Raw genomic sequence first — 18787 nt, 5'->3', positions numbered from 1 at the left:
TCCGGGGGCGCAGGTCCAGGGTCGCAGGCCCGGCATCAGATGCAGCGGACAATCCGGCATCTCCCTGCGATGAGCCGGGCCAGCGCGCACCAGCCTGCGCCCCCCGAGAACCACCAACACAGCCCGCCGCTCGCGCCCGACCGGCGAAAAGCACCACGCCAGTACCGGCCAACAAAAAGGCGGGCTTGCGGCCCGCCTCCTGCTTTCCGACTCAACTTATCAGGAAAGTCCTTCGATCTGCCCGTCATCGTTGAGGAAAATATGCTCGGATGACGGCACTTTGGGCAGGCCCGGCATGGTCATGATCTCACCGCAGATCGCCACCACGAAACCGGCGCCGGCGGAAAGCCGCACCTCGCGGATCGGCACCACATGCCCCGTGGGCGCGCCACGCAGATTTGGATCGGTGGAAAAGGAATACTGCGTTTTCGCCATGCATACGGGAAGATGGCCATAGCCCTGCTCCTCCCACTGCTTGAGCTGGTTGCGCACGGATTTGTCGGCAACCGCCTCGGACCCGCGATAGATGCGCTTCACCACCGTTTCGATCTTCTCGAACAGCGACATCTCGTCGGCATAAAGCGGGGCAAACTGCGAGACGCCGCTCTCGGCCAGCGCCACCACCTTGTGCGCCAGCTCCTCGATGCCGGCGGAGCCTTCCGCCCAGTGCCGGCACAGAATGGCCTCTTCGCCCTGCTCGGCCACATAGGCCTTCACCGCCTCGATCTCGGCATCCGTATCGGTGTGGAAATGGTTGATGGCGACAATGGCCGGCACGCCGAACTGCTTCACATTCTCGATATGGCGTCCGAGATTGGCGCAACCGGCCTTCACCGCCTCGACATTCTCCGCGCCCAGATCTTCCTTCTTCACACCGCCATTCATCTTGAGCGCCCGCACGGTCGCAACGATGACGGCAGCAGCCGGCTTAAGGCCCGCCTTGCGGCACTTGATATCGAAGAACTTCTCCGCACCCAGATCCGCGCCAAACCCGGCCTCGGTGACCACATAGTCGGCGATCTTGAGCGCCGTCGTGGTCGCCATTACCGAGTTGCAGCCATGGGCAATGTTGGCGAAGGGGCCGCCATGAACGAAGGCGGGATTATTCTCCAGCGTCTGCACCAGATTGGGCTGCAGCGCGTCCTTTAACAGCACCGTCATCGCGCCATCGGCCTTGATGTCGCGCGCAAAGACCGGGCTCTTGTCGCGGCGGTAGCCGACGATGATGTCACCCAGACGCTTTTCCAGATCTTTCAGATCGGTCGCAAGGCACAGAATGGCCATGACCTCGGAGGCCACGGTGATGTCGAAGCCCGCCTCGCGCGGAAAGCCGTTTGCCACGCCGCCCAGCGAGCAGACGATCTCACGCAGCGCCCGGTCGTTCATGTCCATCACACGCCGCCAGGTCACACGGCGCGTGTCGATCTCTTCGGCATTGCCCCAGTAGATGTGGTTGTCGATCAGCGCCGAGAGCAGGTTGTGAGCCGAGGTGATGGCGTGAAAATCACCGGTGAAATGAAGGTTCATGTCCTCCATCGGCACCACCTGGGCATAGCCGCCGCCGGCGGCCCCGCCCTTCACGCCGAAGCAGGGGCCGAGCGAGGCTTCGCGAATGCAGATGGCCGCTTTCTTGCCGATGCGGTTCAGTCCATCGCCAAGTCCCACCGTCGTCGTGGTCTTGCCTTCGCCAGCCGGCGTCGGATTGATCGCCGTGACAAGGATCAGCTTGCCATCCGTGTTGTTGCGGGTCTCTGCAATGAACTCGGCCGAAACCTTCGCCTTGTCATGGCCGTAGGGCAGAAGATGCTCGGAGGGAATGTCCAGCCGCGCACCGATCTCCTGGATCGGCTTTTTCTTCGCCGCCCGGGCGATTTCGATGTCGGATTTCACTTCGGCGCCGGATTTCATTTCGGCCCCGGATTTGATTTCGGCCATGACGATGATTCCCTCTCCCGATGGTCCGCAACGTTTGCCGATTGGCATAAAGCCGCGAATTGAAAACGTCCACCGTCGCAAAAGAGGCGCACAATGCGTGAAATGCGACAGGCTGCATTCGATGGTGGTGGTGAAACGACAGGCGCGCGAAAAGCCGCGCCTGCCACACAGTGGCGAACCGGATTAGCGGTCGAGAACGAGGCGCAGTTCAACCAGGTTGGAGCGCACCCGCAGGATGTAGAAGCCCATCGTGGCCAGATGCGTGGGCATGATCCACCCATCCTCACGCCCATTGGAAATGATGAAGGGCTGCACGTTGAGCGCCGCGCGGAACTGCTCTTCCGTCGTATCCCACAGCGAGCCGAGCGAACGCTGCTTGATAACGTCCTCGAAGTCCGCGCCCGCTGCCGTCAGGAGGCCGTAATAGGCATAGAGCTGGCCATAGGCGAACCAGAAGCGGTCATCCGCACGCGTGTCGAACCAGCCCGAATTGTAGTTCTCCGAACGCTGGCGCAGCAGGTCCGAGGTCGACCCCAGATCGCTGGCGATGCGGTCGAGAAACTGGATCAGATTGTCGGCGCGGGCGTCAAAAACCGCCTCGCAGCTTTCAAGCCGGTCGTTGAACTTGCGCAGGTCGCGGATGGCGGACCGATAGAAGCTGGGCGTCGGCGTCTTGGGACCAAACGGGCTCAGGCCGAAATACCAGGTTTCCTCATCGAAGGTCAGCGCACCGCGCGCATTCTGCAGATCACGGTCGATCTGCGACGTGCCGCGCACACGCCCAAGCGCATCCACCAGTTCGATGGCGCTGCGGCGGGCCGCCTGGTTGATACCGCGCTGGAACGACGCCTTGTTGTCGAAGAAGGGCGTGTCATCCCAGTCGAGCGCGAAGAAAAAGCCGAGCTTGTAGAGCAGCATGGAGGAAATCCATGCATTCTCATTGACGTTGAAATCGGTCAGATCCGCCGTCACGTCGACAATGGCCGAGCGTCCGCAGGTACGCGTCTCGCCGCCCTGTGTGGCCGCGGTCTGCTCGCCGGCGGAAACGCTGCGCTCTTCCAGCTTGTACTCTTCCACATAGTCCGGATTGAAGCCGGTCCAGACCTGCGTCTGCCAGAAGAAGTATCCGTAGAAGCCCACGATCACGAGAACAACGAGGCCGACCGAGCCGCGCACGATCCAGCCGCGGCGCGTGTACCAGCGCCCGACCGCCATGAACGGCCACAGGATCCAGGCGATCACGAGCCCGATGCCCCGACCGATCCAGTGAAACACACGGGTGAAAAATTCAACGATCGGATCGAGCACGAAGCGCCTCCCTCAGGCGTTTTTAATCCAGGCCATAGAGGCGCTTTCTCAGCGCCGGTTTATCCCTGAGATAAGCGGTTTTGAGCTGCGCCACAACATATTCGCGCCAGGCGTCGGAATAGCGCTCGTAATCCTTGTAGAAACCCTGCTTGTTGAACACATAGCGGGCGATGAAATCGGACGGCACGAAGTCGGAAATCAACCTGTTGGTGAGCCATGCATCCGGATGTTCAGGATCGGCCCGCGTAACGAGAAAGCGCAGGCGCGGCGGGATTTCCTCGATCTTGAGCCTGCCCGTCTGGCTGATCTCACGCACGGCGGCATTGAGGAAGGGAATGCTCCCCTCGCCCGCCACCAGCCCGGCATTGCGGTGTGTCCAGGTCTGCAGCCAGACCGGGTCGACGCGCGCAAAATCCGTATCCGGGTCTTCTCGGCGCACCAGATCAAGCAGCACCATCTCGCCGCGATGGGCAAGATAGTTCGACCGTTCGATCCACGAGGCGCGCGGCAGCTGAATGCGGCCCGTCTCCGCCAGAAAGCGGAAGATGCGCGCCGGGTCGTCCTTCGACAGATAGCTCACCTGCCATGGCCGCGAGCGGCGAAAGCCCGGCGTTGCCGGATCGGCGATCACCGTTGTCGTGTCGCGGTCAATGAAGATGTAGACGCCGCCGAAATGGCTGGTCCAGTATGCGTCATGGCGAAACACCACCTGTTCCGGCACGAGGCTGTTTTCGCGAATGTCACCGGTCTCGCGTGCAAGCGCCACCATGCGGTTGAGCAGCGCATCGTCACGCCAGGCATCCGGCTCGTGCTTCACCCGGTCGGCCAGCCGCCCCAGTTCCGCCGCCTTGCCGAGCAGGTCCTCCGCCGAGAGAACCTTGAACTCCACCTGCACGATGGAGAGCAGATCCTCTATGTCGCGCACCTGGTTCACCTGCTCCTCGATCTCGCCATAGACCACATCCTTGATCGTGATGGCGTTGATGGCGCGCGCATTGGCCATCATGAACTCGTAGACGAGCTGCGAGGTGTTGGAGAAGGCCGTGTGAACCACCGGCAATTCGATCTGCGCCGGTGTCAGAATGATGAAGCGCCGATTGACGCCATTGGGATCGAGATACTGGATATCCTCCAGTTCCTCGGCGATCTGCGGCGAGAAGCCGGTGCGATCGATCTCGAAGGAAGCAAGCTTCGTCTGCGGCACACCAAAGGCGTCCAGCGCCTTGTTGTAACGCGCAATCAGATGCGGCTCTTCGATCCTGAGCAGGCGGCCAAAGATTAGGTCGTTGTCGCGCAGGAGGTTCACCACACACCCCTCGCCTTCATTTCCTCGATCTCGCGCAGCGCGCGTTCGCGCAGGCGCTGGTCGCGGACGATGCTCGAAACGGCGGCATCGTCGGAGCGGTCCGAGTAGCGGAATTCCGAATCCGCGTAGCGATTGATCTCCTGCATCACCATGTCCATCGTGAATGGCCGGCGCAGCTCGGCGATCATCGCTTTCTTCTCGTCATAGCCCCGGCGCATGAACGCGTCCGGCGTCTCGAACCATTCGTCGGGAAGCTCGATATCCATGGCGCGCATCTTGATGGCGTCGGTGATGTTCTTGATGGCGCGGCCGGTGAAGCGCGGCTCCGCCAGCTTGATCTCATGCAGGTAAGCGCCAATATCCGTCAGCGTCTTCGGCTCGCCGCGATCGTTCAGGAAGCGCTCATAGACCTTCGCAAGCCCGTCTTCCTGCGGTCTGGAATGTGCCTCATAGGCAGTCTCGACCGCGCGCTTGATCTCCTGCGTGGCGTAAAGCGCGTGCTCGCCAAGCGGGATCGAATGGTTCTTGCCGGCCAGAAGCACGAAGATGTCGACATAATCCTCAAAAGTCTGCGGCCCGTCGACAAGCCAGCGCGCGCCGGCGCGCTGCCGCAACGCGTCGTCCACATTCTCCGGATAGTTGGAGAACATGCCAAAGGAGCAGTTGCCGCGCACCACGGTGCCCGCGCCCGCAAAACTCTCCATCAGAACGCCCGTCACCTCCTGTTGACCGGCAGACGCCCGGTCGTCGGAGCGCTTGGCCGCCACCTGGTCGATGTCGTCAATGGTGCCGAAGCCGATGGCGCGCGGGCTCAGCACATTTTCCACGAACTGCTTGCAGTTCTGGCCCGACTTGCCCTGATAGGAGGAAATCTGGTCGACGCCGAAATTCTCGTAGTGGAACGGCACACCCGCCACCTGGCAGTAATCGTTCAACAGCCCGGCGGTCATCTGGATGAGGATGGTCTTGCCGGTGCCCGGTGCGCCATCGCCGATGAAGGTGAAAAGAAAGCCCCCCAGTTCCACGAAGGGGTTGAGCTGGCGGTCGAAATCATAGGCCATCAGCATCTTGGCGAGCTTCATGGCCTGATATTTGGCGATGTGGTTGCCGATGATCTCGTTGGGCTTCTTGAACGTCATGACAAGCGGCTTGCGCCGGCTTCCCGGCGCAATGTCGAACCCGTCCAGCGTGAAATCGTCGGCCTCGAGCCGCATATGCGTGTCTTCAAACGCACCGAGACCGGTGAAACGGCTGCGCCGCTGCAACAGCCCCTCGATTGCGACGCGGGCAAGCGCGCGGGCGCGCGCCGTCATCGCCGTGTCGTCGGCAGCACCCGTGATCGCCCCATCAAGCGCGGCAAGAACGCTCTTCAGCGCATCCTGCGGCGTGTCGAACTGAAAGTCCGGCTCATCCGTGTCATTTACCGGCTCGCTGTCGGCGTCGAGCATCTGCAGGAGATAGGAGGAGAGCGTGAAGGCCGCGACATAGGCCGAAGCCTGCAAAAGCGCGTGATAGGTCTGCGCCGCATCGCCCTCAAGCGGGCTGCGGGCGTTGCGCTCCTGAAGGCTTTCAAGCTCGGTTGACCGCGCAAAGACGTCGGCCACCGCAAGCGCCACTGCCGCCCCGCGCCGGGCGCGGAAAAGGAGCGTGTGCTGCGCAATGGAGAGCATCGGATCGCCCTGACGGATGGCGGCGATGGTTTTCGCCAGCTCCACCTCACGCGTCCTGCGCAGCGCGCCGGTGGAAACGGTCGACACGAAACGCCGCCCGGTGCCGGCAAGCCCGGTGCCGGAGCCGCCACCATCGGCCTGAAGCACCACGAAGCGCGTCACAAGGCTCTGCGCCGTCGCCCGGTGCTTCTCAATGTCTTTCTCGTCGATGGTCGTCAGGCCGGTGTCCATGGAATGTCCTATACGTCGGTGATGACCCGCCCGCCTGAAATGACGTGCACGTCGTAGCCATCGAAAATCTTCTGTGCTTCGCCTGCGGCATAGAGCGCCTGATAGGCCTCGTGCGGCACTAGCGCGTGCTGCTCATAGGCGCTCACGCCCATGCGGGCAGCGTCCAGATCGTCGGTATCGATGAAGAACTCCTCACGCGCCGGCTGGCTGGACCACAGCCCCTTGCGGGCCGGGCGCTCGGTCTTGGAATAGACCTCCTGCACCGTCCAGGTGAGAAGCCAAGCATTTTCACGCCGGCGCACCTTGCCCAGCACGTCAGACACGGTGGAATTGTTCTCCGTGATGCCGGCCGTGTAGAACGGTCCCAGCACCACCCGGCGCAACTGCTTGGGGTGGAGATGGTCGAAATCCTTGTCGAGATTTCCGGCAATGGTGGCCGGCGACAGGGAATAGGCGGAGTTCTTTTCCGCAAAATCGTCGAACTGGTGCGCAAGCTCCGGGTTGAGAAGGCCGCCGACCGGAAACCCGATATCGACGTCCTCCCTGAGCTTTCCCTCGTCGGAAACCAGCGCCTTGAGCATGCCGGGCGAGGAATCCTCGACCGCCGCCATGTAGACCATGGGCAGGCTTGAATTTCCGTCAAAAGCGCCCCAATGCACCAGATAATAGGGCCGTTTTGTCTTCGGATTCACCGAAACGCGCACGGTTTCCGGCAAAATGAAGGGCGAGAATATCTTTCCCTCCTTCACCTCCTCCAGATAGAGGCGCTCGGCCATGGACTGCTGGAGATCCGCCGGGAACGCGCGGTGACGCAGGATGAAATCGACCATCTCGGCGCGCAACTCATCCGGCCCGGAAATGCCGGCCAGCCGCTTCTCCGCCTGCCGCCGGTCGTTCTCCAGTTCCAGAACGCTCTGAAACACCGGATATCCGCTTTCGGCCCGCTGGATGCGGAACTTTTCCATGAAACCGAGCCGGTTGCGCCAGCAGTCGAAGGAGCGCTCCAGCCGGCCGATATAGGGCGCGACCACTTCCGCCACGAGGCCGTGCGACTGGAACGGCGAAGCCGTGCGGTCGCCGAAATAGACGCCAAGCCCTTCGAGCGCCGCGGCAATCGCCCCGAAATAGCGCTCCGCTGCTTCATTGGCCGCGTTCATGCTGTGAAACTCCAGAACCGGTAACGCACGCGCCGCGCCGGCGCATCAGGCACTGCCGGCATCATCAGGGGCGGACGTAATTGGCAGCGTCGTGCTTCTTCATGACGTCTTCGAAGCGGCGGGCGAAGGCATCGTCGGCGAGCTTCTTGCGGCGCTGAATGTCGGCGGTGGTGACCATGTTCTTCTCGTGCAGTTCGAGCAGATCGCCAATGTGGCGCTGCGCGGCTGCGCCGATGCCGGCCATCGTCTCCTCGGCCGTGTTGTCGACCTGCGACCCAAGCGTGTTGATGCGGTGAGCCACATCCTGCTGGGCGGCGGTCTTCAGCGAATCTTCCAGCGCCTTGTAGAGAACGATGCGCTGCTCGGTGTCGATGGTCAGCTTGTTGATCAGCGTCGACTGGGCGGCGATCTGATTGTTGAGCGAATCCACGAAGGTCTGGAACATGGAGGTGTAGCGCTCGAGCGTCTGGCTCTCGGCGAGCAGTTCCTGCTCTTTCGCCTGCGCCTCATTGTACTCGGTGGCAAGCTTCGAGCGCTCGCCCTCAAGCTCCGTACGATCCTTCTGGTTCGTGGAAGCGGCAATGCGGTTCTCGATGTCGAGCAGCATCGGGTTCAGCTCCTCGATGCGCTTCTGCGTCGTTTCCAGATTGGTCATCGTGGATTTGCGGCGCTCGATCACCTGCCCAAGACTTGTCTCGGACGTCTTGTAGCGGTCCTGAAGCACCTGCTTCTGATCCTGCAGAATGCCGGTGATCGTGTCGGACTTGGCAAGCAGTTCCTGCAGATTGCCCGACAGCGACATGTTGCGGACGCGCTCGGTGCGCATGCGCTGCTTCTTCTGCTTGGAGAAGATGCCGATGAAGTTTTCCCACCCCGTATAGCTCTTCATGCTCTCGAACTCGGAGCCGAAGACATTGGTGGCGTCCTCGAGCCCGATGATCAGGTCGGCAATGTTGGCTTCCATCACCTTCTGCTGCGAAAGCACATCCTGAATGCGGGCGTTCTCGATGTCGAAATCGGCCTGACCGATTTTTTCGTCGGTGCGCGCAAGCTTGTCGAGAACGGTTCCCGACTGCTCGATCCTTGAGCGCATGTCATCCACCACCTCGCGGGTCTTGGCGATCTCGGTGTCGAAATTCTGCAAGGTGGCCATGCTGGTGCGCTCCGCAAATGTCAGGGTTGCGGAAATATATGTGTGTCGATTGACGATTGAAAGACGTTGCCGGCCTCAACACACAATTCCTCCAGCGCCGTGGCAGCCCCGCTCTGGCGTCTTTCCCTGTGGCGCAACAGGCTGAAATCACGCGCGCCAAGGTCGATATTGGCCAGTTTCAGCAGGCCGCGCTCCACCAGCGGCCCGGCAGCGGCCATGGAAACGGCAGCCGCGCACCCGCCTTCGCGCACGGCCGAGAGAACCGCCTCATTGGAAGGAAAATCCATCACCAGATCGAGCGCGGCCGGGTCGATGCCCATCTCCACGAGCGTGCTTTCAAACGCCGTGCGCGTGCCAGATCCCTCCTCGCGCATGATCCACGCCGCCCCCGTCACGAGATCGGCAGGTTGCAGGGCGGCGCCCGACGCCCAGACATGGTCTGGCGCAACGACAATCGCCATCACGTCGCGGTCCACCCGCCGGACGGAAAGGGCCGGTTCGTCCACCCTGCCCTCCACCAGCCCGACCTCGGCCACCCCCTCCAGCATCGCATCGGCCACCATTCGCGTGTTGCCGACGGTCAGCTTCAGGGAAATGCCCGGATAGAGCTTGTGAAAGCGCATCAGCACCGGCGGCAGCCAATAGCTCGCAACGGTCTGGCTGGCATGAACGTTGAGCGTGCCGCGGCGAAGCCCGCCAAGCTCGGACAGCATGGTTTCCGCCGAACGCACACGCGCAAGCGTCGTCTGCGCCTCGCCCAGAAACACCCTGCCGACGCGGGTCAGCTCGATGCGGCGGCCAACCCGGTGAAAAAGCTCCACGCCGTAATAGCTTTCCAGCGCCTTGATGGAGGCGCTGACGGCGGAGGGCGTGCGCCCCACGGCGGCGGCTGCCTGGGTCAGGTGCTCCCGCTCGGCGACGGCAACGAAGATCAGCAATTGTTCAAAGGTCATGGCATCATTCGATTTTCCCGAACGATATATGGCAAACTATTCGATAGAAGTCGATAAAGCGCCATGCGACCAAGAATGCGTCATTGCATCAGGTCGCATTCATGTCCGCACTTCGCCACCCACTCCGGCTTTTGCCGGGCCTTCTTCTCTCCGTGCTCGTCGCGGGGCTGGCGCTGGCGGCCGCACGGGCGGAACAGGCGTGGTTCGGCGAGGCGTGGCTTGAAGGGCTTGTGCTCGCCATCCTGTTCGGCGCGGCCATCAGTTCCCTTGCCCGATTAAGCCCCGCCTTCCGGCCCGGCATAGACTTCTGCGCCAAGGCAGTTCTGGAAGTGGCGATCGTTCTTCTCGGCGCATCGATCAGCATAAGCGCGCTGGGGGAAGCCGGTCTCGGACTGGTGGGCGGCATCATCGGCGTGGTCGCGCTGTCGCTCCTTGCGGGCTATGCGATCAGCCGCGCGCTGGGCCTCTCACCCGGCCTTTCGACGCTGGTTGCCTGCGGCAATTCCATCTGCGGCAACTCGGCCATCGCCGCAGCAGCACCCGTGATCCGCGCCGAAGCCTCGGAAGTCGCGGCGTCCCTTTCCTTCACGGCATTCCTGAGCATTCTTGTCGTGCTGCTCCTGCCGGTCCTCTATGTCGCCATCGGCATGAGCCCGGTGCAGTCCGGCGTGTTTGCGGGTCTCACCGTCTATGCGGTGCCGCAGGTTCTGGCGGCAGCTGCGCCAGCCGGGGCCATCGGCATTCAGGTGGGAACACTGGTCAAGCTGGTGCGCGTGCTCATGCTCGGGCCGGTCATCTTTCTTCTCGGCCTTGCCCATGGCCGCAAGACCGGCGCGAAACTCACCTTCCTGCAAATGGTGCCGTGGTTCATCATCGGCTTTCTGGCCATGATGGCGCTGCGCTCGGCTGAGCTCATCCCCGCCGCCGCACTTGCTCCCATGCACGAGGCATCCGGGCTTCTGACCGTGGTAGCCATGGCAGCGCTCGGCCTGACGGTGGATATTCGCAGCGTGATGAAAAGCGGCGGCCGGGTGATCGTCGCAGCGCTTCTGTCGCTCACCGTTCTGGGCATTGTCAGCTATGCGCTGATCCGGTTTCTGGGCGTCGCCTGACGGGGCGCTCTACTCGGCGGCGCTGCCGGCAAAGCCCACGAGATCTTCCGCCTTCCAGCGGCCCATCTCTTCTTCCCAGTGCTTTCTGCAAAGCGAGACATAGACATCCTTGCCGATGGCGACCTGTGCGCCCTTCCTGGCAACCTTGCCGTCCGGCCCCAGCCGCACCACCATGGTGGCCTTGCGGCCACAGCGGCAGATCGTGCGCACCTCGCGCAATTCATCCGCCAGCGCCAGAAGCGCCTGCGATCCGGTGAAGAGATTGCCCTGGAAATCGGTCCTCAGCCCGTAGCACATGACCGGGATGCCCAGCCTGTCGGCGACGCGGGCAAGCTGCCAGACCTGCTCTTCCTCGAGGAACTGCGCTTCATCGACAAAGACGCAGTGAACATTCGTGTGGCCGTGATGCTCTGCAACGCGGGCGTAGAGATCGTCTCCGTCGCGGAACATCTCGGCATCGCTTTCAAGCCCGATGCGTGAAGAGATATAGCCGCCGTCTTCCTTGCGATAATGACCGGCCACAAACAACATCGCGCTCATGCCGCGCTCACGATAATTGTAGGACGCCTGCAAGAGCATGGTCGACTTGCCGGCGTTCATCGTCGCATAGTGAAAATAGAGCTTTGCCATCGCGCTGCCTGTATCTTTCGCGCTCTTAAACACCACCAGCGCTCTTTAGAAAACGCCGCATTGTTTTTCTTCCACCGGAATACCGTCGCCAACGGCACGTTGCATGGCGCAAACAGACACTCGTTTGCACTTGCAGCGCCCCCGAATTGGTGGTTGCCTTTGAATAAATTGGCAAAGCCGTTTAAGACCCGCCCTTTGCCGGACAACAATCATAAATGGAGAGCTGTCATGTTACCCAGCCGAAAGAAAACACTGGTACTCGGGCTCGCCGCAAGCCTGATCTCGGGCGCAGCGTTCGCCGCAGAAGCCGATTCCTGCAAGGCCATCACATTCTCCGACGTCGGCTGGACCGACATCACCGCAACCACCGCAACCGCGTCCGTGGTGCTGGAAGGCCTCGGCTATGAGCCTGAAACCCAGGTGCTTTCGGTGCCGGTGACCTATGCTTCGCTCAAGAACAACGACGTCGATGTGTTCCTCGGCAACTGGATGCCGACCATGGAAGCCGACATCGCGCCCTATCGCGAAGACGGCACGGTGGAAACGCTGGTCACCAATCTGGAAGGGGCGAAATACACGCTGGCCGTTCCGAAATACACCTATGATGCGGGCCTCAAGAGCTTCGCCGACATCGCCAAATTCGCAGACGAGCTGGATGGCGAGATCTACGGCATCGAGCCCGGCAATGACGGCAACCGCCTGATCCTCGACATGATCGAGAACGACACGTTTGGCCTCAAGGATTTCGAGCTTGTGGAAAGCTCCGAAGCCGGCATGCTCTCGCAGGTCCGCCGCGCCGTCGGCTCCAAGAAGCCCATTGTCTTCCTCGGCTGGGAACCGCACCCGATGAACGCCAATGTGGAAATGGCGTATCTTGAAGGCGGCGACGACGTGTTCGGCCCCAATTACGGTGGCGCGACCGTGCACACCAACACCCGCGCCGGCCTTTCCGAAGAGTGCCCGAACCTCGGCAAGCTTCTGAAGAACATGGTCTTCTCGCTCCAGATGGAGAACGAGATCATGGGCAAGATCCTCGATGACAATCAGGAGCCGCAGAAGGCCGCCGCAGAATGGCTGAAAGCCAATCCGGACGCGCTCGGCCCGTGGCTTGAGGGTGTGACCACTTTTGGCGGCGAGGCCGGTCTCGACGCCGTGAAGGCGCATCTGGACATGTAGTCCGACAGCCGGCGCGCAAGCCCCCACAGGTGGCAGCTGCGCGCCGGCTTCTCCTCCTTCCCGACCGGGAACGGAGACTGCCGGTTCTTCATCCGGCACCTGCTCACGCAAGAAGAAGAAATCCGCAGAAAGGAACTCCCCGGGCTCATGGACCCTCTTTCAGAATGGATCGCAGACTGGAAAATTCCCATCGGCCGGTGGGGCCGTGACTTTTTCGATTTCCTGACCACCAATTTTGCCTGGCTGTTCGACACGCTGGCAGAGGTGCTGGCCGACATCCTCGACGGCATGGTCGACCTGCTGCTCGCCATCCCGCCCATCGGGCTGGTGCTGGCCATTGCCGCCCTTGCCTATGGTCTTCAGCGCTCATGGAAGCTCGCGCTCGCCGTGGCGCTCGGTCTTGCCTTCATCATCAATCAGGGGCTCTGGGAAGAAACGGTCGAAACGCTGGTGCTCGTCGTGGCCGCTGCCGCCGTGTCCATGGCCATCGGCGTTCCGGTCGGCATCTGGGCCGCACACAATGCGCGCGTCTACCAGTTCCTGCGCCCGGTTCTCGACCTGATGCAGACCCTGCCGACCTTCGTTTACCTGATCCCGGTGCTCATCCTGTTTGGCCTCGGCGCGGCCCCCGGCCTGATCGTGACGGTCATTTTCGCATCACCCGCACCGATCCGTCTCACCTATCTGGGCATCACCTCCGTTCCACAGCCCATGCTCGAAGCGGGCCAGGCCTTTGGCGCAACCAAGCGCCAGCTTCTGTGGAAGGTGGAGCTGCCGGCTGCCCTGCCCTCCATCATGGCGGGGCTGACGCAGTGCATCATGCTGTCGCTTTCCATGGTGGTGATTGCCGCCCTGATCGGCGCTGACGGCCTCGGCAAGCCGGTGGTGCGCGCGCTCAACTCGGTCAACATTCCACTCGGCCTTGAAGCCGGTCTCGCCATCGTCGTGCTGGCGATCATTCTCGACCGCATCGCGCGGATCGAACGCAGGAGCGACAAATGAGCGTGGCCGTCGAATTCCAGAATGTCGACATCCTGTTCGGCACCGACAAACAGAAGGCCGACGCCCTGCCGCTGGTGGATGCGGGCAGGAACCGTGAGGAAATCCTTGCCGAAACGGGCGCGGTGCTTGGCTGCGCGGGCTGTGACCTCACCGTGGAGCGCGGCGAGATCTCCGTTCTCATGGGGCTTTCGGGCTCCGGCAAATCCACGCTTCTGCGTGCGGTCAACCGGCTGAACACGGTGGCGCGCGGCAATGTCATCGTGCATGACGGCGAGTGGCAGGCCGATGTGGTCAACTGCTCGCAGGCCGAACTGCGCAAGATCCGCCGCGAATGCGTGGCGATGGTCTTTCAGCAATTCGCACTCCTGCCGTGGCGCACGGTGGCGGAGAATGTCGGCTTCGGGCTGGAGCTTGCCGGCGTGCCCGCCGCCGAGCGCAAGGAGCGCGTCATGGCGCAGCTCGAACTGGTTCACCTGACCGAATGGGCCGACAAATATGCCCATGAGCTTTCGGGCGGCATGCAGCAGCGTGTGGGCCTTGCCCGCGCCTTCGCGACGGAAGCGCCCATCCTGCTGATGGATGAGCCGTTCTCCGCACTCGATCCGCTGATCCGCACCAAGCTTCAGGATGAGCTGATCGAACTGCAGGAACGGCTCAAGAAGACCATTCTGTTCGTGAGCCACGACCTTGAGGAAGCGCTGAAGATCGGCAACCGCATCTCCATCATGGAAGGCGGCAGGATCGTTCAGACCGGCGCGCCGGAAGACATCATTCTGGCCCCGGAGAACGATTATGTGCGCGAGTTCATCTCCAATGTGAACCCGCTCTCGGTGCTGACCGCTTGGAACGTGATGCGCGATGTGCGCGATCTGGAGCCTGCCGGCGAAGGCTGGCTCTGGCTCGACCGCCGCCGCACCACCCGCTTCAAGTTCGATGAAAACATGCTGGTCATCGATGCCGAGCGCAACAAGAAGCCGGCCATCTGGGTTTCCTGCGACAATATCGAGGATCTGCCGGAAGACAGGCCAAAGGTCTTCTGGGCGACGGCCGGCACATCACTGAAAACAGTGATGCGCGCCATGCAGCAGTCGCAGACTGCGCCCGTAGCGCTGTTCGACGATGCCTCCCGCTTCGTCGGCGCCATCGGCATCCGCGACGTTCTGGGCTCCATCATCCGGCGCTGATGCAGCTTGAAACGCCTCGCCCGAATGAAGGGCGGGGCGTATCATCCCACGCGAAAGCGCCGGAGCCAGTTCGGCGTTTCCAAGCATCGGTAAACCGGTCTAGTCTGCCTCCCAAAATCAAAGGGAGGTCTTTTCATGAATCCATCCGGCGTTGTTGCACTCGTTTCGGGCGGCGGCTCGGGACTTGGCGGAGCCACCGCACGCGCACTTGCCGCCAAGGGGGCCAGGGTGGCCATCGCCGATATCGGCATGGAGCGGGCGGAAGACGTTGCCGCCGACCTTCAGGGCATCGCCGTCAAATGTGACGTGAGGAGCGAGGAGGACGTTCAGGAAGCGCTCCGCATCACGACCGAAAAGCTCGGGGCCCCACGCATCCTCGTCAATTGCGCCGGCATCGCCATTGCGATGAAGACCGTCGGCAAGGATGGTCCGCACCCGCTCGATCTCTATCGCAGGGTGATCGAAATCAACCTTCTCGGCACGTTCAACATGATCCGGCTGTTTGCCGCACAGGCGCAGGAGCTGGAACCGCTCGACGGTGGCGAGCGCGGCGTGATCGTCAACACGGCCTCGGTCGCCGCCTTTGACGGGCAGGTCGGCCAGGTTGCCTATTCCGCCTCCAAGGGCGGCGTGGTGGGCATGACATTGCCGATCGCGCGTGATCTGTCGCGCTCGGGCATTCGCGTCTGCACCATTGCGCCGGGCATCTTCAAGACGCCGATGATGGCCGGGCTGCCGGAAGACGCACAGGCCTCGCTTGGCCAGCAGGTGCCCTTCCCGCCGCGTCTTGGCGAACCGTCGGAATATGCGGCGCTCGCCTGCCACATCGTGGAAAACCAGATGCTGAATGGCGAGACGATCCGGCTCGATGGCGCAATCCGCATGGCGCCGCGATAGGCAGGTCCGGATATCCCCGCCGGGGACTTGAAGCCGCCTATTTCTTGAGCGAAAGAAGCATATTAAAACAGACGAGGCGGCAATGAGCGACGAAAAGATAAAAGACGTTATCCTTGAAACCGATGCAGACGCGATCCGCCTCGGGCGCACGCTGTTAAGGGTGTCGCGTTTTGGCGCTCTCGCCACGGTCGATCCGGACGACGGCGCTCCGTTTGCAACGCGCGTCGCCACCGCCACCGATCTTGATGGCGCACCGCTCATTCTGGTCTCCGGCCTCTCCGCCCATACAAGGGGGCTTGAAGCCGATCCGCGCTGCTCGCTGCTCATCGGCGAGCCCGGCAAGGGCGATCCCCTTGCCCATCCGCGCCTCACCGTAAAGGCCACGGCGCACAGGCTGGAGCGCGACAGCGATGCCCAAGCGCTTGCCAAGCGCCGCTATCTGGCGCGCCATCCCAAGGCGAAGCTCTATGTGGATTTCCCCGACTTCGCGATCTATCGGCTGGAGCCTGAAACCGCGCTCCTCAATGGCGGCTTTGCCCGCGCCTACAGGCTCACCCGAAGCGACCTTCTGAGCGACAGCCCGGCCCTTGCGGGACTGGCCGCGGCAGAGGCTGGCGCGATCGCGCATATGAACAGCGACCATGCCGATGCGGTGGAGAACTATGCCCGGCATTTCGGCCGCGCGCAGGCCGGAAAATGGCAGCTCACCGGCATCGACCCCGACGGCGTGGACCTGGCGCTTGGCGACGACACGCGCCGCGTCTTTTTCGCAGAACCGTTGAGCGACGCCGCACAGATGCGCCCCGCCCTCGTTGAGATGGCCAGGGAAGCGCGCGCCGCGCTGGCCGCATGAAACGCACGCTGATCCGCATCGAAGAGGCTGACGATCCGCGCATTGCGGCCTATCGGGATATTCGCGAGCGCGATCTGGTGGGCCGGCAGGGCCGTTTCGTGGCCGAAGGCCGCGTGGTGCTGAACGTACTCTTCTCCACCAGCCGCTTTTCGGCAGAAAGCGTCTTTTTGCGGGAAAACCGGGTCGACGGCCTCGCCGATCTGATCGAACACATCCCGGAAGACGTGCCCGTCTATGTGGCCAGCGGCGCGGTGATGGACCAGATCGCCGGATTTGAAATCCATCGCGGCATTCTGGCCATTGGCAGGAAACCGGAGACGACCGGCAACGAACTGCTCGACACGCTGCCGGCGCAGGCGCTGGTCGTGGCGCTCTCCGGCATCTCCAATCATGACAATATGGGCTCGATCTTCCGCAACGCGGCGTCATTTGGCGCAGCGGCGATCCTGCTGACCGACGATTGCTGCGATCCGTTCTATCGCAAGGCCATCCGGGTTTCGGTCGGTGCAACGCTCAAAGTGCCGTTCGCGCGGATCAGCGATCCCGACGCCCTTGCCGGAGCACTGGAGAGCCGTGGCTTCTCCATTCTTGCGCTCAGCCCGCGTGGCGGGATCGACATTGCCGATGTGGAGCGCACGCCGCGTCACGCGCTGCTTCTGGGCAGCGAGGGGCACGGGCTTTCACAGGATGTGATGGACCGGCTGCCGACCGCACGGATTTCCATGGCGGATGATTTCGACAGCCTCAATGTGGCTGCGGCGTCGGCCATCGCGCTGCACCGGCTCTGGCGCGGCTGAACGCGGCGTTTGGCGATTTAGCCCTTCGTCTGCGCGCGCAGCGCACGCACCCGCTCGGCAAGGCTGAGCGGGCGACCCTCGGCGCCTTCGGGCTCCGCCTTTTCAAGCAGCCTGGTAATCGGCGTGTCCGTGCCTTCCAGCGCCGCCGTGAGGCTCACAACCTCGGCTGCGAGGCTGTGGATCTGCTCGCGCAGCGCATCGTCTGCGCGCGCGGTATCGACTGGAGCCTTCTGCTTCGCGCCGCCAGCGGTCTTCGCCTTTTGGGCTGAAAGGTCTGCGCGAAGTTTCTTGTTTTCCTGCATGAGGCGCGAAATGCGTGTCTGCAATGTCTCTCGCTCGTCATTAAAGTCTTGCGCTGGGAAGCCTTGCGCCCGGAAGTCTTGCGCCGGCGCGCTTCTGCGCACGCCGCCTTCGCTCAGAACCGTTCCAAGCTGCAGCGATTTGTCGGCCAGTTCACGCGCGAGCCGGTCGCGCTCTTCTTCTGCTTCGCGAAGCCGCCGGGCGGCCTGCGTGGAGAGGTTTTCCGTGCTGGCGTTCGTAATGTCCTGACGCAGCCGCGCGATTTCACCCTCGCGGCGCTCCAGCTTTTCCTCAAGCTCGTAGAGAACCCGCATCTGGCCCTCGAGCTTCTTCTGCAGATCGGCGTTGCGCTTCTCGGCCACCTTGAGCCCGGCTTCGGCCTGATCACGCGCCGTCTCTGCGTCGCGCGCTTCGCGGATCGCTTCCTTGCGTTCCCGGCGAAGCAAGGCCAGATCGCCCTCGACCTTGCGCAGCTCGGTTTCGCGTGCAACGAGTTCGATCTGCCGGCTGCTGGCAAGCAGCCGCTCTTCCTCATAGGTGTCGTTGAGCTGAAGCAGCCCCGCACTGCGCGTCTCGAGCTCGGCAAGCGTCTCATCGAGCCTTGCTTCCAGCGAGGCAATCGCTTCGGCCTTCTCATCAAGCGCCTTGGCCTGCCGCTCAACCTCCCCCTTCAGCCGGGCGATCAGCCGCTCCTGGGCAGCCCGCTCTTCGGAAAGGCGGCGCGCCTCTTCACTCATGCGGGAGAGTTCGACCAGTTGCGCGGACGTCTTGTGGTTGAGATTTTCGATGTTCATCTCGAGCCGGCGCGCAGCCATGGCGTGGCTTGCGCGCAGCCTGTCCTTCTCCGCCTCCAGCTCATTGGCCGAAAGCGGCATGCTGGCTTCAATGCGCTTGGTCGTGAGACGCACAGCACGACGCCAGAGGATCGGCGCCAGCAGAAGAGCCACAAACCCCGCTATGAAGAAGCCCAGAAGAAGGAGCAATATGGTCTTGATCACCGCATGAAACCCATGTCGTCGTGAAAGCCACAGCGATTTGCCGCTTGCAGCCGGTTCCTTGGGTCACGCAAAAAGGCGTCCACGTCAAGCTGATAGGCGCGCCTGCACGGCCCAAAGACGGAAAG

General features: G+C 62.5%; 16 protein-coding genes. 7 read left to right on the top strand and 9 right to left on the bottom strand.

The window, feature by feature from the left end:
- Positions 1 to 219 precede the first annotated feature (219 nt).
- The 7 genes from AC4PTT_RS06465 to AC4PTT_RS06435 all read right to left on the bottom strand — a co-directional run bounded on the left by AC4PTT_RS06465 (position 220) and on the right by AC4PTT_RS06435 (position 9713).
- Positions 220 to 1908, bottom strand: coding sequence for a formate--tetrahydrofolate ligase (locus AC4PTT_RS06465; protein WP_206554699.1), 1689 nt, complete (start codon positions 1906 to 1908; stop codon positions 220 to 222).
- 210 nt (positions 1909 to 2118) lie between these two features.
- Complete coding sequence (locus tag AC4PTT_RS06460) at positions 2119 to 3243, bottom strand: DUF2333 family protein (RefSeq protein WP_206544059.1); 1125 nt, start codon at positions 3241 to 3243, stop codon at positions 2119 to 2121.
- A 22-nt stretch (positions 3244 to 3265) separates the two neighbouring features.
- Complete coding sequence (locus AC4PTT_RS06455; protein ID WP_206548274.1) at positions 3266 to 4549, bottom strand: DUF6638 family protein; 1284 nt, start codon at positions 4547 to 4549, stop codon at positions 3266 to 3268.
- Positions 4546 to 6450: an AAA family ATPase gene (locus tag AC4PTT_RS06450; protein ID WP_492162335.1), complete on the bottom strand. Its 1905-nt coding sequence runs from the start codon at positions 6448 to 6450 to the stop codon at positions 4546 to 4548. Before AC4PTT_RS06450 ends, AC4PTT_RS06455 begins: the two co-directional genes overlap by 4 nt.
- Before the next feature lie 8 nt (positions 6451 to 6458).
- On the bottom strand, positions 6459 to 7607 hold the full coding sequence (locus AC4PTT_RS06445) for a hypothetical protein (protein ID WP_492162334.1): 1149 nt from the start codon (positions 7605 to 7607) through the stop codon (positions 6459 to 6461).
- A gap of 64 nt (positions 7608 to 7671) precedes the next feature.
- The gene (locus AC4PTT_RS06440; RefSeq protein ID WP_206544064.1) at positions 7672 to 8760 is read right to left on the bottom strand and encodes a coiled-coil domain-containing protein; all 1089 of its coding nucleotides are present in this window, start codon (positions 8758 to 8760) and stop codon (positions 7672 to 7674) included.
- Positions 8761 to 8780: 20 nt separating this feature from the next.
- A complete protein-coding gene (locus tag AC4PTT_RS06435; protein WP_283799475.1) occupies positions 8781 to 9713 on the bottom strand; it encodes a LysR family transcriptional regulator in 933 nt (310 codons plus the stop codon).
- Between the two features lie 101 nt (positions 9714 to 9814).
- On the opposite strand from AC4PTT_RS06435, the gene AC4PTT_RS06430 reads away from it, so the two are divergent.
- Positions 9815 to 10825, top strand: coding sequence for a YeiH family protein (locus AC4PTT_RS06430; protein ID WP_492162333.1), 1011 nt, complete (start codon positions 9815 to 9817; stop codon positions 10823 to 10825).
- Positions 10826 to 10834: 9 nt separating this feature from the next.
- Here AC4PTT_RS06430 and AC4PTT_RS06425 read toward each other — a convergent pair whose 3' ends face one another.
- Positions 10835 to 11455: a thymidine kinase gene (locus tag AC4PTT_RS06425; protein ID WP_206554661.1), complete on the bottom strand. Its 621-nt coding sequence runs from the start codon at positions 11453 to 11455 to the stop codon at positions 10835 to 10837.
- 228 nt (positions 11456 to 11683) lie between these two features.
- On the opposite strand from AC4PTT_RS06425, the gene AC4PTT_RS06420 reads away from it, so the two are divergent.
- The 6 genes from AC4PTT_RS06420 to AC4PTT_RS06395 all read left to right on the top strand — a co-directional run bounded on the left by AC4PTT_RS06420 (position 11684) and on the right by AC4PTT_RS06395 (position 17364).
- A complete protein-coding gene (locus tag AC4PTT_RS06420; RefSeq protein WP_492162332.1) occupies positions 11684 to 12631 on the top strand; it encodes a choline ABC transporter substrate-binding protein in 948 nt (315 codons plus the stop codon).
- 147 nt (positions 12632 to 12778) lie between these two features.
- Positions 12779 to 13633, top strand: coding sequence for a choline ABC transporter permease subunit (choW, locus tag AC4PTT_RS06415; protein WP_492162331.1), 855 nt, complete (start codon positions 12779 to 12781; stop codon positions 13631 to 13633).
- Positions 13630 to 14817 carry a choline ABC transporter ATP-binding protein gene (choV, locus tag AC4PTT_RS06410; RefSeq protein WP_206544067.1) on the top strand — a complete coding sequence of 396 codons (1188 nt, stop codon included), beginning with the start codon at positions 13630 to 13632 and terminating at the stop codon, positions 14815 to 14817. The genes choW and choV overlap by 4 nt, the downstream gene beginning before the upstream one ends.
- A gap of 135 nt (positions 14818 to 14952) precedes the next feature.
- A complete protein-coding gene (locus tag AC4PTT_RS06405) occupies positions 14953 to 15714 on the top strand; it encodes a 3-hydroxyacyl-CoA dehydrogenase (RefSeq protein ID WP_492162330.1) in 762 nt (253 codons plus the stop codon).
- Between the two features lie 82 nt (positions 15715 to 15796).
- Positions 15797 to 16567: a HugZ family pyridoxamine 5'-phosphate oxidase gene (locus AC4PTT_RS06400; protein ID WP_492162329.1), complete on the top strand. Its 771-nt coding sequence runs from the start codon at positions 15797 to 15799 to the stop codon at positions 16565 to 16567.
- A complete protein-coding gene (locus tag AC4PTT_RS06395) occupies positions 16564 to 17364 on the top strand; it encodes a TrmH family RNA methyltransferase (protein ID WP_206994047.1) in 801 nt (266 codons plus the stop codon). Before AC4PTT_RS06400 ends, AC4PTT_RS06395 begins: the two co-directional genes overlap by 4 nt.
- Positions 17365 to 17381: 17 nt before the next feature.
- Here the strand turns inward: AC4PTT_RS06395 and AC4PTT_RS06390 are convergent, their stop codons facing one another.
- The gene (locus AC4PTT_RS06390) at positions 17382 to 18662 is read right to left on the bottom strand and encodes a hypothetical protein (RefSeq protein WP_492162328.1); all 1281 of its coding nucleotides are present in this window, start codon (positions 18660 to 18662) and stop codon (positions 17382 to 17384) included.
- Positions 18663 to 18787 lie beyond the last annotated feature (125 nt).

This window comes from Nitratireductor sp. WH36-1 (genome assembly GCF_058725515.1).
Note: the sequence above shows the minus strand (reverse complement) of the source record. Positions and strands in the feature narration are given on the sequence as shown.